Below are 13,616 nucleotides of genomic sequence, written 5' to 3'. Positions count from 1 at the left end.
CTCCGCGCGGGTCAAGAGACCTCGCCGACCGCCGCGCCCGTTTCGAAGGCGGTGATCCGGCCGCCGCGTTCGCCGAGGGCGATGAGGCCGTCGCGGGCGTCCGTGGCGGTGAGATCGATGCGGACGCCGGAGCGCAGCGCGTCGCGTTCCGCGGCGAGGGCGAGCGCGCCTTCGTGCCCGGCATTGATGGTCACCGCCAGGCCGCCGGTGGAGGCCAGCGAACCGCGGGCGGCGCCGAGCCTGCCGAGCGCGTCGTCGACGATCGGGAGCAGCGCCTCGCGGTTGCCTTCGGTCATCGCCCGCACGAGTTCCGGCGACGAACCGGCCACCCGGGTGCCGTCGCGGAACGAGCCGGCGGCCAGCGACATCGCCAGCGGACCGCCCTGCGCGCCGACGGAGGCCAGGATCGCGGCGAACAGGTGCGGCAGATGGGAAATCCGGGCCACCGTCTCGTCGTGCGAATGCGCGGGCAGGGGTACTGCGAACGCGCCGAGGTCCAGCACCAGCCGGGCGACCTCGGCCCAGTCCGCCAGGTCTGTGTCGTCTTCGACGCCGACCACCCACGGCGCACCCTGGAACAGATCGACGCTGCCGGCCAGCCAGCCCGACTCCTCGCTGCCTGCCATCGGGTGCCCGCCCACGTATCGCGTGTACGGCGCTTTCCGCCGTACTGCGTCGAGCATCGGCCCCTTCACGCTGACCACGTCGGTGAGCAGGCAGTGCGCCGCGTGCTGCGAGACCTGCCGCAGCACGCTCTCCACCGCGGGCAGCGGCACCGCCAGGACCACGATCGCGTCCGCCTCGCCGGCCCGGTCCAGCGCGGCCTCGGTGTTGGTGATCACCTCGAACCCGGCGCGGCTGGCCGCGTCCGCGTCCACTTCGGACACTGTCGCGCCCCACGCGGTCCTGCCACTGGCCGCGGCCGCGCGCAGCACCGATCCTCCGATGAGCCCGAGCCCGATCACGCATACGTCTCGCACGCAGCCATCCTGCCAGTGCGCGCAACCCACTACAGCTCGGCCGCCAGACGGGTGCCCTGGTCGATGGCGCGTTTCGCGTCCAGTTCGCGGCGTCGGCGGCGCCGCCGATGAGTGCACAGGTACCTCGCCAAGCGCCCCGGCCAGCTCGCGCACCGGCTCCTGACCGGCGCAGACGACAATGGTGTCCACCGCGAGCAGCCGCGGCCGCAGCGCTACGGTTTTCGCGCGATTCCGCCGATCACGCGCGACTCCGACGGGGCATCCGCGAACATCGTCTCGGGGTCCGGGTAGAACGCCGGGACGTACCCCAGCCCCGGATGCAGCAGCGGCCAGCCACCGAAGAAGCGCTCGAACTCGGCCTTGGTGCGCAGCACCCCGGGGTTGGTGGTCGTCGCGTAGTACGTGATGAGGTCGACGAGCGCCTGCTTCTCCTCCTCGTCGGCCGGATTCTCGTCGGTCATCTGCGAGAGCACCAGCAGGGAACCGGGCGCGAGCTGGGCTCGGTAGAACGCCAGCATCCCGTCCGGATCCTGGTCGTCCTCGATGAAGTGCAGGACCGCGCTGAGGATCAGCCCGATCGGCTGGGCGGTGTCGATCACGTCGGAGTCGAGTACCCGCTCCCAGAGTTCACCCGGCTGCAGCATGTCCGCGGCGAGGGCCTGGTGCCGCTCCGGATCCGCGGTCCTGGCGAGCAGGATCTGCGAATGCGCCAGCGCGACCGGCTCGTTGTCGAGGTAGAGCACGCGCACGTCGTGTTCCGGGCGCTCGTCGTCGGCGATCTCGTGCACGTTGCCCGCGGTGGGCAGCCCCGAGCCGAGGTCGACGAACTGCCGGATACCCGCGCGCACGCACTGGCGCACCGCGCGGCCGAGGTACTGGCGGCTGGCCTGGCAGTAGTCGCCGATCAGCGGGAGCCGTTGGCGGACCTTCTCGGCGAACAGCCGATCCACCGCGTAGTTCGTGTGGCCCCCGATGAAGTAGTCGTAGACCCGCGCAGCCGACGGCTTGTCGATGCTCACCCCGACGTCCCGCAGGGCTTTGTCCGGTGCAGTCATCGATATGCTCCCTCCGCGCCCCATGCTATCTACGCGGGCGGCGGGAAATCATGCCGGGTGAAGTGCTTCGCGGTAAAGATTCACCGACGAGGTCAGACGGTCCATCGTGGCGCGCATTTCGGCCAGCGTCGCGGTGCCGAGGCCCAGGGCGGCGCCGATGCGCGGCGGGATCTCTTCGGCCTTCTCCCGCAGGGCGATGCCGCCGGGGGTGAGCCGGATCCGGACCGAACGCTCGTCGTCCGGCTGCCGCTCCCGGGTGACCAGCCCGGACTTCTCCAGCCGTTTGAGCAGCGGCGAAAGCGTGCCGGAGTCGAGATTCAGTGCGGCGCCGAGGTCCTTGACCTGCCGTCCGTCCTGCTCCCACAGTGCCAGCATCACCAGGTACTGCGGGTAGGTCAGTTCGAGTGGTTCGAGTAGCGTCCGGTACAGCGAGGTGATCGCGCGCGACGCGGTGTACAGCCCGAAGCAGAGCTGGTTGTCGAGCAGCAACGAGCCGGTTTCTCCTGGGTCCTGGCTGGTCATGCGTACCTCCTCGGCGATCGGCCGTAGCCGTCCATCCTCCCGGAAATCACCTGGTGACGCAACTCAAGTGCTCAATATCTCATTGTGTACAATCTAGTTATTCACAATGTATTAGGGCAGTACGGGTGGGGGGAAATTCGGAGAGTAGCCGGATTGAGCCGGTTGCGTGTGGTGCGTATCACTTGATCACAACGAGAGTGGTCCCCTGAACGTATTAAGTACAGCGGGTCCCCACCGTCCTGGACACGCGTCCTGGAAGGGGACTCTCCATGAGCCTGAGCGAGATCCCGCTGGACTCGCCGGTCGAAGCGATCGTGGCCGGGATCCTGGCGCTGGCCGCCGTGATCGCCGTCCCGTGGTTCTGGGAGCGGTGGCGTAAATTCCGCCAGGCCAAGCGCAGCGCCACGGTGCTCGCCGCGGTCCTGCTGCTCGTGGTCAGCCTGGCCCTGACCGGGAACCTGATCGGCGGGTTCTTCCCGACCGTCGGCTCGCTGCTGGGCACCGGGGAGTTCGTCGCGCAGGGCGTGGACGTCGAGGGTGGGGAGAACGGGGCGAATTTCGATCGGGCCAGGGACCTCGGAGCGAAGCGCGCGAAGATCGGCAAGGGCACGGTGGTGCACGTGCGGGTCACCGGGCGGCGCACCGGGCTGTCCCGGGACACGACGGTCTATCTGCCCGGGCAGTACTTCGAACCGGCCTACAAGTCGCTGCGGTTCCCGACGATCGAGTGGTTCCCGAACTACCCGTCCGGACCTGAGGTGGCCACCGCGCCGAGCGGGTACAACCTGCCCGAGCAGCTCGACGAGGCGATCCAGAAGCACGTGCTGCCGCCGGTCGTGGTGCTCATCCCGGACCCGACCGGCCAGCCGAAGATCGGCCACGACACCGAATGCGTGGACGAGGTGGACGGTTCGGCGAACGACACCTTCCTTTCCGCGGATCTGCGCGACTGGGCGATCCAGAAGCTCGGCGTCAGCCCGCAGCGCACGGCGTGGACGCTGGCGGGCTGGTCCTCCGGCGGCTACTGCGCGATGAACCTGGTCACCCGGCACCCGCAGTGGTACGCGAACGCGGTCAGCATCGGTGGCTACGACCAGGCGCAGGAGGACAGCGGCACGGAGAACCTGTTCCGCGGCAGGCAGGACATCAAGGAAGCGAACAACGTGCGTCGCAATGTCGAGCTGCACCCTTCGCCGGTGCAGATCCTCGCCGTGTCCGGGGACAAGGAACGCTACGAGAGCTTCGCGATCGACCAGCTGAAGCTGCACGCGAAGCCGCCGGTGCAGTTCTGGAGCTGGCGGATTCCGGACGCCGGGCACAATATGAACACCTTCAAGTCGCAGCTGCCGGACCTGCTGGGCTGGATCGGCCAGCGGATGCCCGGCCCCAGCGCACCGGGACGGCAGCTCGACGTGACCGGTGGCGTGCAGCCTTGGCCGCTGCCCAAGACCGGTGCCCGTGGCGCGCTGACGGCGGTGGCGCAGTAGGCCCGGATCGGGCAGTCCGGACGAACGCCCGGTGCCGGACTGTCCACAGTGGTCAATAGCCGACCGAGCCGTCGGTCGCTTCACGGAGCAGGTCGGCGTGGCCGAGATGCCGGGCGTACTCGGTGGTCATGTTCAGCAGCAGCCAGCGCAACGCGAACGGCTCCCCGGTGATCTTCGAGGTGCCTTGATCCTCCAGTGACCGCGCGGCGGCGATCTCCCGGGAGCGCGTGCATTCGGCCCGCCAGGCCGACAGTGCCTCTTCGACGTCCCCGTTCAGGGAGTTGAAGTCCTGGTTCGGATCCTCGTCGGTGTAGTAGAGCAAGGGGAGGTCCTCGCCGGCGAGCTGGATGCGGAACCACCAGCGCTCGACGCCGGCGAGGTGCCGCGCCAGGCCGTGCAGCGACAGGGCGGACGCCGGCACGGCGCGCGTGGACAGCGCTTCCTGCCCGAGGCCCGCGCACTTCAGCTCGAAGGTCTGCCGGTGCCATTCGAGGCTGCTCAGCAGGATCTCGCGCTCGCCGGCGAGACGTGGGATCGGGGTGCGGTCTCCGGCGGCGGCCGGAGACAGGTGTTGTGGTGTTCGGCTCATGACGGACAGCGTCGCATCCGGCACCGACAGTTTCCGGTCGTTCTTCGCCCGGAGGGAGCAACCGGTTTCTTCGGCGGGCCGCCGCGGCGGAGGCACCGGCGACCCGGCGGCCGGTCCAGTGGTCTAGGCCACGCGGGTGGGCCGAGTAGCGCCCGGATCGGTCGGTGTCGATGCGGAATTCAGGTGAATTATCACCTCGGCAGGTACACTCTGGCACGGTTTTCGACGGCTCTCGTCGCTCTGCTGGAGGTATCACCGGAGTAATGTTTCGGATTAATCTGATTCGCGGGTCGCGAGGGGCTGCCTGCCGGACGGCGCACTGCCGGCTGGGCTGAATGCACTAATGAACGGTGAGTACTGGGCCATGGTCGGAGCGAGTGTTTCGGTGGCTGATATGTCGATATATACCCATACCGGTGGGCAACTCGATCGCCTGTGCCGGGCGGTGGGTTTCGATCCCGCGGAACGGCGGCATCTGGACCTCCTGCGGAGATTGCTCGGGCCGGCCGGGGAAATGAGTATTTCCGAACCCCCGCCGGTCGCTTCCAACGTGGCGGACGACACTTCGCCCATCGAATTCTCGCTGGCCATGGATCAGCGTGGCGAATGCGTGGTGCGGCTGCTGGGCGAGGCGATCGGCAGCACCGGGCCGCGGGACTTCCTTGATCAGGTGGCCGCCGAATACGGCCTGGTCACCGACCGGCTGGACGCGGTGGCCGACCTGTTCCTGCCGCACGAGGAGCGGCAGGGCCCGTTCACGCTGTGGTACTCGCTGATCTTCCGGCCGGGCCGCACCCCGCGGATCAAGGTCTACCTCAACCCGCAGATCAGCGGTCCGGCCATGGCGGATTCGCTGGTCAGTGAGGGGTTTCGGCGGCTGGGCATCGATCGCGCCTTCGAGGCGGTGATCGAGCACGGGCTGCGCCGCGGCGAACGGGACAACTTCGCCTTCTTCGCCCTCGATCTCGACGACGAACCGCTTTCCCGGGTCAAGGTCTACATCGCCCACGACGCGGCCGAGTCCGAGGACGTGGAACGCGCGGCGGAACTGGTGACGGGGACCGATCCGGCGGTGATCCGGGAATTCCTCGCGGTGCTCGGCGGGCGCAAGGGCCCGTTCGACGGCAGGCCGCTGGTCTCCAGCTATTCGTTCGTCGAGGGATCCGGGGCGAAGCCCGGCAACTACAGCCTCTACCTGCCCATTCGCAGTTACGTGCCGGACGACGCGGTCGCCCGCGCCCGGGTGCAGGCGATGCTCGCCCAGCTCGATTTCGACGGGAATATTCTGGACAACGCGCTCGGCGCGATCACCCAGCGGCCGTTACGGGATGGGGTGGGGCTGCTCGCGCATGTTTCGCTGAAAATGGGCGAATTCGGCTCCGGAATATCCGTTTATCTGTCTTCGGAGGCTTATCAGGTTTTGCCTCCGCGCCAACGCCCGATCCTCGGCGTGCCGTCGTGAGAAATGGAGAAAAACCCATGACCTTCCCGCCGTACCGTGCCCATGTGGTGGCGGAGATCCCGATCACCACCCGTGCGGAGCGGGAGCGCGCGCTCGCCGTGGCCGGTTACAACGCGTTCAACCTGCCGGCCGACCAGGTCACGATCGACCTGCTCACCGATTCCGGCACCGGGGCGGTGTCGGCCCGTCAGGAGGCCGCCGCCGCGGCCGCGGACCGCTCCTACGCCGGGTCGGCGTCGTACTACCGGTTCCGCGACGTGCTCGCCGAGCTGACCCACTACCGGCACATCCTGCCGGTGCACCAGGGCCGCGCCGCGGAGCGCGTGCTGTTCTCCAGCGTGCTCGCGCCGGGCCGGATTTCGGTCAGCAACACGCACTTCGACACGACCCGGGCCAACGTCGAGCTGCTCGGCGCCCAAGCCCGCGACCTGCCGTGCGCCGAGTTCACCGAGCTGGACAGCCTCGAACCGTTCAAGGGCAACATCGACCTCGCCGCCCTCGAAGCGCTGCTGACCGGACCCGAGGCCGGTCACGTCGGCATGGTGCTGATCACCATCACCAACAACGGCGGTGGCGGCCAGCCGGTGTCGATGGCCAATCTCGCGGCCGCGGCGAAGCTCGCCCGCGCGCACGGGGTGCCGATCTTCCTCGATGCCGCCCGCTTCGCGGAGAACGCTTGGCTGGTGGTGCAACGGGAACCGGGCTACGGCACCAAGACTCCGCGTGAGGTGGCCGAGGAAGCCTTCCAGCTCGTCGACGGCTGCGTGGCCAGCCTGAAGAAGGACGGCATCTCGCCGATGGGCGCCTTCATCGGCTTGAACGATCCGGCGCTCGCGCAGCGCTGCGAAGGAAACCTCATTGCCACCGAGGGATTCCGCACCTACGGCGGGCTCGCCGCACACGACCTCGACCGCGTCGCCCGTGGTGTGCAAGAGGTCCTGGATCCGAACTACCTGGCCGCCCGTGCCGCGGAAGCGGAGCGGCTTGCCCGGCTGGTCAACGAGGCCGGGGTGGACATCGTGCAGCCCGCCGGGATCCACGCGCTCTACCTCAACGCCGGCCGCCTGCTGCCGCACCTGCCCGCCTCCCGGTTCCCCGGCCACTCGCTGGCCTGCGCGCTCTACCTGGAGGGCGGAATCCGTTGCGTGGAACTGGGTTCGCTCTACCTGGGCACGCTGGACGAGCAGCTTGAGCTGGTCACCCCGGCGCCGTTCGAGCTGGTGCGCGTGGCCTTGCCGCGGCGGGTCTACAGCCAGGGCCACTACGACTACGTGGCCGAAGTGCTCGCCGGGATCGCGAAGCAGCCGGAACGCGTCCCGGGCTACCGGATCGTGGAAGCACCGGAATTCCTGCGGCACTTCAACTTGCGGATGGCCCCGGCCTGAGCGGGCGACCGGCTGACTCGCCGGTGAGACTGGGGGTTCGTGGCGCTGCTCGCCGCCGAATACGGCGAGCAGCGCCACGGTCTATCGGCCCGCGGGGGTCGGGGGTGAAGGGCCCCTTCACGGACTCTGAGTCCGTCAGGGGCCCCTTCACGGACCCGAAACCGGTCCGGCAGCCACGGCTTTCCCTGCCGACGACCACGGGTCCTCGGCCAACTTTGCCGGGGTCCTGGACGCTGAGCCCGTGAAGGGACCCTTCACAGCCTTCGAGCGGCAGCCGGGGACCGGTCAGGCGTGCTGGGGGACGACGGTCATCGCGTGTTTCACGAGCCGGATCAGGGCGATCTTGCTGGAGTCACGCTGCCGGGCGTCGCACATCACGATCGGCACGTGGTCCGGGACGACGAGCGCCTCGCGGACCTCCTCGGCGGTGTAGCGCGGGGCGTGTTCGAAGCAGTTCACCGCGACGACGAACGGGATCTTGCGGCGCTCGAAGTAGTCGATCGCGGCGAAGCTGGTCTCCAGCCGGCGCGTGTCGACCAGCACGATGGTGCCGATCGCGCCGCGGGTCAGGTCGTCCCACATGAACCAGAAGCGTTCCTGCCCCGGGGTGCCGAACAGGTACAGCACGTGCCGCGGGGAGATGGTGATCCGGCCGAAGTCGAGCGCGACCGTGGTGGTCTTCTTCTGCTCGACGCCGGCCAGGTCGTCGACACCCGTGCTCGCCTCGGTCAGCACCTCTTCGGTGGACAGGGGCGGGATTTCGCTGACCGAGCCGACCATGGTGGTCTTCCCGGCGCCGAACCCCCCGGCGATGATGATCTTGACCGGGGTCGGGACCATGTCGATCCCGTCGTCTTCAGAGCTTGATGAGGCCATCGAGAACCGCCTGGAGGGTTTCGTGGTCCGGCGCCTGGGCCGGCTGGTGGGACGGGGCTCGGGTGATCACGAGCCCCCGGTCGATCAGATCAGCGCACAGTACGCGGACGACGCCGAGTGGCAACTTCACGTACGCGGCGATCTCGGCGATCGACAGCGGCCGGCGGCACAGCTGCACGATGGTCAGGTGCTCCGGGGCGAGCCCGCGCGGCGGGGAATCCGTGCGCAGGCTCATCACCTGGGTCGAGACGTCGAGCGGGGCGTGCCCGGACGGGGTCCGGCCGCTGGTGATGGTGTACGGCCGGACCAGCGGCCCGGCCGCCTCGTCGTACCAGTTGTCCTCGCTCACGTAGCCTCCCGGAGGAGATTCGCGGCCTCGCGCGGGGCCGAGGCGAGGTAATCGCCGACCCGTTTGACCAGCCGGTTCATCTCGTAGGCGATCATCTCGACGTCCACATCGGCGCCGGCCAGCACGGCCAGGCAGGCACCCTGGCCCGCGGCCGAGACGAACAGGTAGCCGCGCTCCATTTCGATCATGTTCTGCAGCACCGGACCCCGGTGGAACTGGCGGCTCACGCCCTTGGCGAGGCTCTGCAGGCTGGACGCGATGGCGGAGAGCTGGTCGGAGTCGTCCTTGCTCATCCCGGCCGAGCGGCCGAGCAGCAGTCCGTCGGCGGAGAGCACGATGGCGTTCTGCGCGCCGACGACACGGGTGACGACATCGTCGAGGAGCCAGTTGAGATCGGGTTTGGCGGTCCCGTACTCGTTCATGCGGACAGACCCTGACTTTCGGTTCGGAGCGGAGTTCTTTGTCCAGTATCTCGGTGCGGAACGGGCTCAGTGGTCATTCGTGCCGCCCCGTGCACGCCGGGTGCCCTTGTGGAACGCGGCCAGGGTGCGGGCTGTGGTCTCACCGGTGCGGGCGAGATCGGCTTCCTCCGCGCCCGGATCGTCCTGCAGCTGTGCGACGAGGTTCTGCTGTGGCTGCCGCCGGGGCAGCCGGGGCCGCTGGTCGCCCTGCAACCGGCTGAGATCCGGTTCCGGCGCCGGGGGTTCGGCGTGTACGGGTGGCTGCGGGGCCGCCGGCGCGGCCGGTCGGGCGGGCAGCGGGTGCGCGGGGTAGGGCCGCGGCTGGCGGGAGTGCCGGGCGACCGGCACCTCCGGCGGCAGCGACTCGACGGGCTCCGCGCCGCCGCCCACCGAGGCGAGGACCGGGGCCTCGTCCTCGTGTCCGGCGGCCGTCTTCTCACCGGCGAGGTGCTGGCTCGGCACGAGCACCGTGGCGCGGGTTCCGCCGTAGCGAGACGGGTCGAACGTGACCGTGATGCCCAGCCGCGCGCCGAGGCGGGCGACCACGAACAGGCCGAGGCTGGAGTCCGCGCGCAGGGCCATCGCGTCGAATTCGGGGGCGTCGGCCATCATCTTGTTGGCCCAGTCGCGCACCCCTTCCTTCATGCCGAGTCCCTGGTCGGACACGTCGACCACGACCCCGCGGGCGACCATCCGGCCGGTCACCTCGACCGGGGAACCGGGCGGGGAGAACGACGTCGCGTTGTCCACCAGCTCGGCGATCAGGTGAATGGTGTCGGCCACCGCGGATCCGACGATCGAGACCTCGGGCACCTGCTCGACCTGCACCCGGGAGTACTGCTCGGTCTCGGACACCGCGGCCCGCAGCACCTCCATCAGCGACACCGGCTTCCGCCAGCGCCGGCCGGGCTGCTTGCCGCCGAGGATGATCAGGTTCTCCGTGGTGCGCCGGGCCCGGGCGGCGAGGTGGTCGAGCTGGAACAGCGAGGCGAGCTGGGTCGAGTTCTCTTCACGGCTTTCCATCTCGTCCAGGATCTGCAGCTGCCGGTGCACCAGCACCTGGTTGCGGTGCGCGATGCCGAGGAACACGTTGTGCACGCCGCTGCGCGCCTTCGCCTCGTCCGCGGCCGCGTTGACCGCGGTGGTCTGGGCGAGGTTGAACGCCTCGGCCACCTCGCCGATCTCGTCCCGGCCGTGGTCGAGCTTCGGCAGCTCGGCGGTCACGTCCACCGGTTCGCCGCCGCGCAGCCTGCCGACGATGTCCGGCAGCCGGTTGCGGGCCAGGTCGAGCGAGTCGTTGCGCAGCCGGGCGAGCCGGGTCATCAGCGTCCGGTCGACCAGCGAGCGCGACACCCGGATCGCGACGAAGATCGCGGCCAGCGAGATGAGCAGCGCGATGACGGTGCCGAGGATCGCGTTGCGCAGCTGCGTGTCGCCGGAGTCGATGGCCGAGGCGGACACCTGGGCGGCCTGCTCGGCGGTGAGCCGGTTCAGGTCGGCCGAGACCGCCGCGGTCAGCGCGTGCCAGTCGGCCTCGGAGACCGGCACGGTGTCCCGGTTGGCGGGCTTCCACGGGCCGTGCTGGATCAGCGCGGTTTCCGCGGCGGTGAGCCGTTTCCACGAGTCGCTCGCGGTGAGCGAGGTGTAGCGCTGCTGCACTCCCGGCTGAATGAACGGCGCGATCTGGTCGAGCTGGGCGTGGTAGTAGCCGGCGGTCCGGGTGAACTGCGCGAAATCGTCCGGCGAGAAGGAACCGCTGGTGAGCGCGGTGGACACGAGCGAGGTCTCCCGCGACATCATGTCGCTCACGCGGAACAGCGTGGTCGCGGAGATCGCGCCCTGCACCGCCGTCGCGTCCGGCACCGCGCGGGCCTGGGTGTCGAACAGGGTCGCGGCCGAGTCGAGCACGCCGTTGTAGTACTGGTTCACCTGCTCGCGCCCGACGCTGCGGAAGTTGATCTGCGAGCGCAGCACCGGCAGCTGGTCCAGCTGCCCGCGCAGCGTGGTGATCTTGCTCGCGATCTCGTCCGGGGCGGCGGAAATGTTGTCCGAGAAGGCATCCTGCAGGGTTTTGAGCTTCCCGTCCGCGTCGCGGCGCTGCTGATCCAGCTGCTGCGGCGTGGTGGCCGGGGTGTCCAGGAACCGCAGTGCGTCCTGACGTTCCTGCTGCATCGCGGACAACGCGCTGAGCGCGGGGATCGACACATCCCGCACGGAAACCGCGACCAGGCGCACGTACAGGCCGTTGATGAAGAAGTACGTCGAGACCGCGACGCACAGCACGAGCAGGGTGATGCTCGGGATGAGGACGGTTCTGGTCAGCCGATTCCGGATCGACTTGTCGCGCGCCTTGCCGGGCTCGTCCTTGTTCTCCACGTTTGATTCATCCTCGGCGAAGGCCGGAAACCCGGCGGGGTAAGTGGACACGACTGAGGGTGCGGGTGGTGGTCGTCACACTGTGCTCGACATGCCGGCAACGTCACCCTTCGCAAAGCCACGGAACGGAACAGCCCAGGTTTCTATCACGAAAGAACCCGTTGTGGTGCCGCTGATCGGGCCGTGTGGCGGTGGGCACGGTGTGTTGCCGGGCACTCACCGGCGTTTGCGGAGGTACCGGCTCTGTGGCGGTACGCGCTCGGCTGAACGGGTGAAGGTGAAACTGGGCCGGATCACCGGATCCCGGTGACCGGACGGTCGTCGAGGGGATTTGTCGACAGGGTCACGCCTGGGGTGGAAGGCAGCCACGCGCGCATCATCTCCGCGTAATGCGGTGCGGTCGCCACGAGTTCCCGGTGGCTGCCGAGCAGGGTCTCCTGACCGTCGAGCAGAAGTACGCGGTGCGCGCGGATCGCGGAGGACAGCCGGTGCGCGATCACCACGAGAGTGCCGCCACGGGTGGCGAAGGCACGCTCCGCGCGCACTTCCGCGGCTGGGTCCAAAGCGGAGGTCGCCTCGTCGAGGACGGCGATGCCGGCCGGCGCCGCGTAGGCCCGCGCCAGCGCGATGAGCTGTGCTTCTCCCGCGGACAGGCCCTCCGCGCCGTGGCCGAGTTCGCCGTCCAGCCCGCCGAGGCGCTCCAGCAGCGCACCGGCGCCGACGGCCTCGACGGCCGTGGTGAGGTGCTCGTCCGTGGCGCCGGCGCAGAAGAGCGCGAGGTTGTCGCGCAGGGTGCCGGCGAACACGTAGGCCTGCTGCGGGACGAGCACCACGTGACGGGGCCGGTCGGTCAGCTCGCCGACCGGGATGCCGCCGAGCAGCACCCGGCCGTGCTGGGGGTCCAGCAGCCCGGTGAGCAGCCCGGCCAGCGTGGACTTGCCGATCCCGCTCGGGCCGACCACGGCGAGGTGCTCGCCGGGGGGCAGTTCGAGGTCGAGGTCGCGGACCACCGGCTCCGGGGCGGCACCCCAGCGGAAGGACAGCCCGCGCACGGTCAGGCCGGAGCCCTCCGGATCCCCGGCGGCCGGGCGGGGCTCGGGCACCTCGGTGGTCTCGCTGATCCGGCGCAGTGCGACGAGCAGCCGGAGCACGACGATGGACGCGGTGCTGGCGAGGCCGCGCAGCGCGGGTTGCATGCTGGTGGCCAGGTAGACGAGCGCGCCCAGCGCGGCCCCGGCGGTCAGCTCGCCGCGCGCGACCATGGACGGCGCGAGGGCGAGCGCGAGCACCAGCGGGGCGAACCCGCCGAGGGACACGATCAGCGTGCGCAGCGCACCGGAACGAGCCACCCGGACCGCCGCCGCGGCCTGCTCCGTCACCGCCTGGTCGACCTTGCGCGCGGCGACCGGCTCGGCTCCGCACGCGACGACGTCGCGTACGCCGCCGACGATCGAACCGATGGCCGCGGAGGTGCGTTCGTCGGACAGTGTGAGCGCGCGCTGCCGCCTGGCCAGCGAGGGCAGCAGCGCGGCGAAGCCGACCAGCGCGAGCACCACGGGCACGGCCACCGGCAGCACCAGCGAGCCGGCGATGGTGACCAGCCCGGCGATCGCCGCCGCGGTGGTCACGACCATGGCGCGGGCCTGCACGAGCAGCCCGCCGGTCGCGTCACGCACCACCTCGACGTGCTGGGTGATCCGGGCGACCCCGCTGGCGTCCGGCCCGTTGCGCGGGGGCGCCGGATCGTGCAGGACCCCGCGTACGACGGCGGTCACCAGCGCGTCGCGCAGCGGCTCGACGACCTTGCCCAGTTGCCGCCACACGAGCCGGGAACCGAACGCACCGGTGAAGGACGCAAGCCCGAAGACCGCGAGCCAGGTGATCCCGAGACCGGGCCGCCCGGCTGCGAACCCGCTGTTGACCGCCATCTCCACGAGCCGTCCGGAGAAGAACGCGGGCAGCCCTTCGAGGACCGAACAGGCCAGCAGCACCAAGCCACCGCGCCATTGCCCGGACAGCGCACCCCAGTAGAGGCGCCGCATGCCCCCCGATTTCGGCGGGGGCGCGGGTGCCC

12 protein-coding genes and 1 pseudogene are annotated in these 13,616 nt (G+C 69.8%); 3 read left to right on the top strand and 10 right to left on the bottom strand.

Features of this window, described 5'->3' with window-relative positions:
• Positions 1–11 precede the first annotated feature (11 nt).
• From ATK36_RS14930 to ATK36_RS14920, 4 genes and pseudogenes are all read right to left on the bottom strand, one after another.
• The gene (locus ATK36_RS14930; RefSeq protein WP_281259064.1) at positions 12–980 is read right to left on the bottom strand and encodes a prephenate dehydrogenase; all 969 of its coding nucleotides are present in this window, start codon (positions 978–980) and stop codon (positions 12–14) included.
• A gap of 29 nt (positions 981–1,009) precedes the next feature.
• Positions 1,010–1,199: pseudogene (locus ATK36_RS34685) on the bottom strand (hypothetical protein); the annotation flags it as partial.
• Positions 1,193–2,035, bottom strand: a complete 843-nt coding sequence (locus ATK36_RS14925; protein ID WP_098512008.1) for an SAM-dependent methyltransferase — start codon at positions 2,033–2,035, stop codon at positions 1,193–1,195. The pseudogene ATK36_RS34685 and the gene ATK36_RS14925, both read right to left, overlap by 7 nt.
• A 48-nt stretch (positions 2,036–2,083) precedes the next feature.
• Positions 2,084–2,557 carry a MarR family winged helix-turn-helix transcriptional regulator gene (locus tag ATK36_RS14920; RefSeq protein WP_098512006.1) on the bottom strand — a complete coding sequence of 158 codons (474 nt, stop codon included), beginning with the start codon at positions 2,555–2,557 and terminating at the stop codon, positions 2,084–2,086.
• A gap of 269 nt (positions 2,558–2,826) precedes the next feature.
• On the opposite strand from ATK36_RS14920, the gene ATK36_RS14915 reads away from it, so the two are divergent.
• Complete coding sequence (locus ATK36_RS14915) at positions 2,827–4,044, top strand: alpha/beta hydrolase (protein ID WP_098512005.1); 1,218 nt, start codon at positions 2,827–2,829, stop codon at positions 4,042–4,044.
• Between the two features lie 52 nt (positions 4,045–4,096).
• Here ATK36_RS14915 and ATK36_RS14910 read toward each other — a convergent pair whose 3' ends face one another.
• Complete coding sequence (locus ATK36_RS14910; protein ID WP_098514903.1) at positions 4,097–4,633, bottom strand: DinB family protein; 537 nt, start codon at positions 4,631–4,633, stop codon at positions 4,097–4,099.
• Positions 4,634–4,976: 343 nt separating this feature from the next.
• Between ATK36_RS14910 and ATK36_RS14905 the strand changes: the two genes are divergently transcribed.
• Complete coding sequence (locus ATK36_RS14905) at positions 4,977–6,095, top strand: tryptophan dimethylallyltransferase family protein (protein WP_342752009.1); 1,119 nt, start codon at positions 4,977–4,979, stop codon at positions 6,093–6,095.
• A 17-nt stretch (positions 6,096–6,112) separates the two neighbouring features.
• Positions 6,113–7,480 (top strand): tryptophanase, encoded by a 1,368-nt coding sequence (locus ATK36_RS14900; RefSeq protein WP_098512003.1) that lies wholly within the window; start codon positions 6,113–6,115, stop codon positions 7,478–7,480.
• Positions 7,481–7,765: 285 nt separating this feature from the next.
• Here the strand turns inward: ATK36_RS14900 and ATK36_RS14895 are convergent, their stop codons facing one another.
• The 5 genes from ATK36_RS14895 to ATK36_RS14875 all read right to left on the bottom strand — a co-directional run bounded on the left by ATK36_RS14895 (position 7,766) and on the right by ATK36_RS14875 (position 13,584).
• Positions 7,766–8,320 (bottom strand): GTP-binding protein, encoded by a 555-nt coding sequence (locus tag ATK36_RS14895; protein WP_098512002.1) that lies wholly within the window; start codon positions 8,318–8,320, stop codon positions 7,766–7,768.
• A gap of 16 nt (positions 8,321–8,336) precedes the next feature.
• Positions 8,337–8,705 carry a DUF742 domain-containing protein gene (locus ATK36_RS14890; protein ID WP_098512000.1) on the bottom strand — a complete coding sequence of 123 codons (369 nt, stop codon included), beginning with the start codon at positions 8,703–8,705 and terminating at the stop codon, positions 8,337–8,339.
• Entirely contained in the window at positions 8,702–9,127 is a 426-nt protein-coding gene (locus ATK36_RS14885; protein WP_098511999.1) for a roadblock/LC7 domain-containing protein, read from the bottom strand. Before ATK36_RS14885 ends, ATK36_RS14890 begins: the two co-directional genes overlap by 4 nt.
• A 66-nt stretch (positions 9,128–9,193) precedes the next feature.
• Complete coding sequence (locus ATK36_RS14880) at positions 9,194–11,593, bottom strand: sensor histidine kinase (protein WP_425427388.1); 2,400 nt, start codon at positions 11,591–11,593, stop codon at positions 9,194–9,196.
• A gap of 242 nt (positions 11,594–11,835) precedes the next feature.
• Positions 11,836–13,584: an ATP-binding cassette domain-containing protein gene (locus ATK36_RS14875; RefSeq protein ID WP_098511996.1), complete on the bottom strand. Its 1,749-nt coding sequence runs from the start codon at positions 13,582–13,584 to the stop codon at positions 11,836–11,838.
• Positions 13,585–13,616 lie beyond the last annotated feature (32 nt).

Source organism: Amycolatopsis sulphurea (assembly GCF_002564045.1).
Taxonomy (GTDB): Bacteria; Actinomycetota; Actinomycetes; order Mycobacteriales; family Pseudonocardiaceae; genus Amycolatopsis; species Amycolatopsis sulphurea.
Note: the sequence above shows the minus strand (reverse complement) of the source record. Positions and strands in the feature narration are given on the sequence as shown.

Coding starts and splice junctions, on each gene's coding strand:
- ATK36_RS14925 (WP_098512008.1), bottom strand. CDS start 2,035: ATGACTGCACCGGACAAAGCCCTGCGGGACGTCGGGGTGAGCATCGAC.
- ATK36_RS14920 (WP_098512006.1), bottom strand. CDS start 2,557: ATGACCAGCCAGGACCCAGGAGAAACCGGCTCGTTGCTGCTCGACAAC.
- ATK36_RS14915 (WP_098512005.1), top strand. CDS start 2,827: ATGAGCCTGAGCGAGATCCCGCTGGACTCGCCGGTCGAAGCGATCGTG.
- ATK36_RS14910 (WP_098514903.1), bottom strand. CDS start 4,633: ATGAGCCGAACACCACAACACCTGTCTCCGGCCGCCGCCGGAGACCGC.
- ATK36_RS14905 (WP_342752009.1), top strand. CDS start 4,977: ATGAACGGTGAGTACTGGGCCATGGTCGGAGCGAGTGTTTCGGTGGCT.
- ATK36_RS14900 (WP_098512003.1), top strand. CDS start 6,113: ATGACCTTCCCGCCGTACCGTGCCCATGTGGTGGCGGAGATCCCGATC.
- ATK36_RS14895 (WP_098512002.1), bottom strand. CDS start 8,320: ATGGTCCCGACCCCGGTCAAGATCATCATCGCCGGGGGGTTCGGCGCC.
- ATK36_RS14885 (WP_098511999.1), bottom strand. CDS start 9,127: ATGAACGAGTACGGGACCGCCAAACCCGATCTCAACTGGCTCCTCGAC.
- ATK36_RS14875 (WP_098511996.1), bottom strand. CDS start 13,584: ATGCGGCGCCTCTACTGGGGTGCGCTGTCCGGGCAATGGCGCGGTGGC.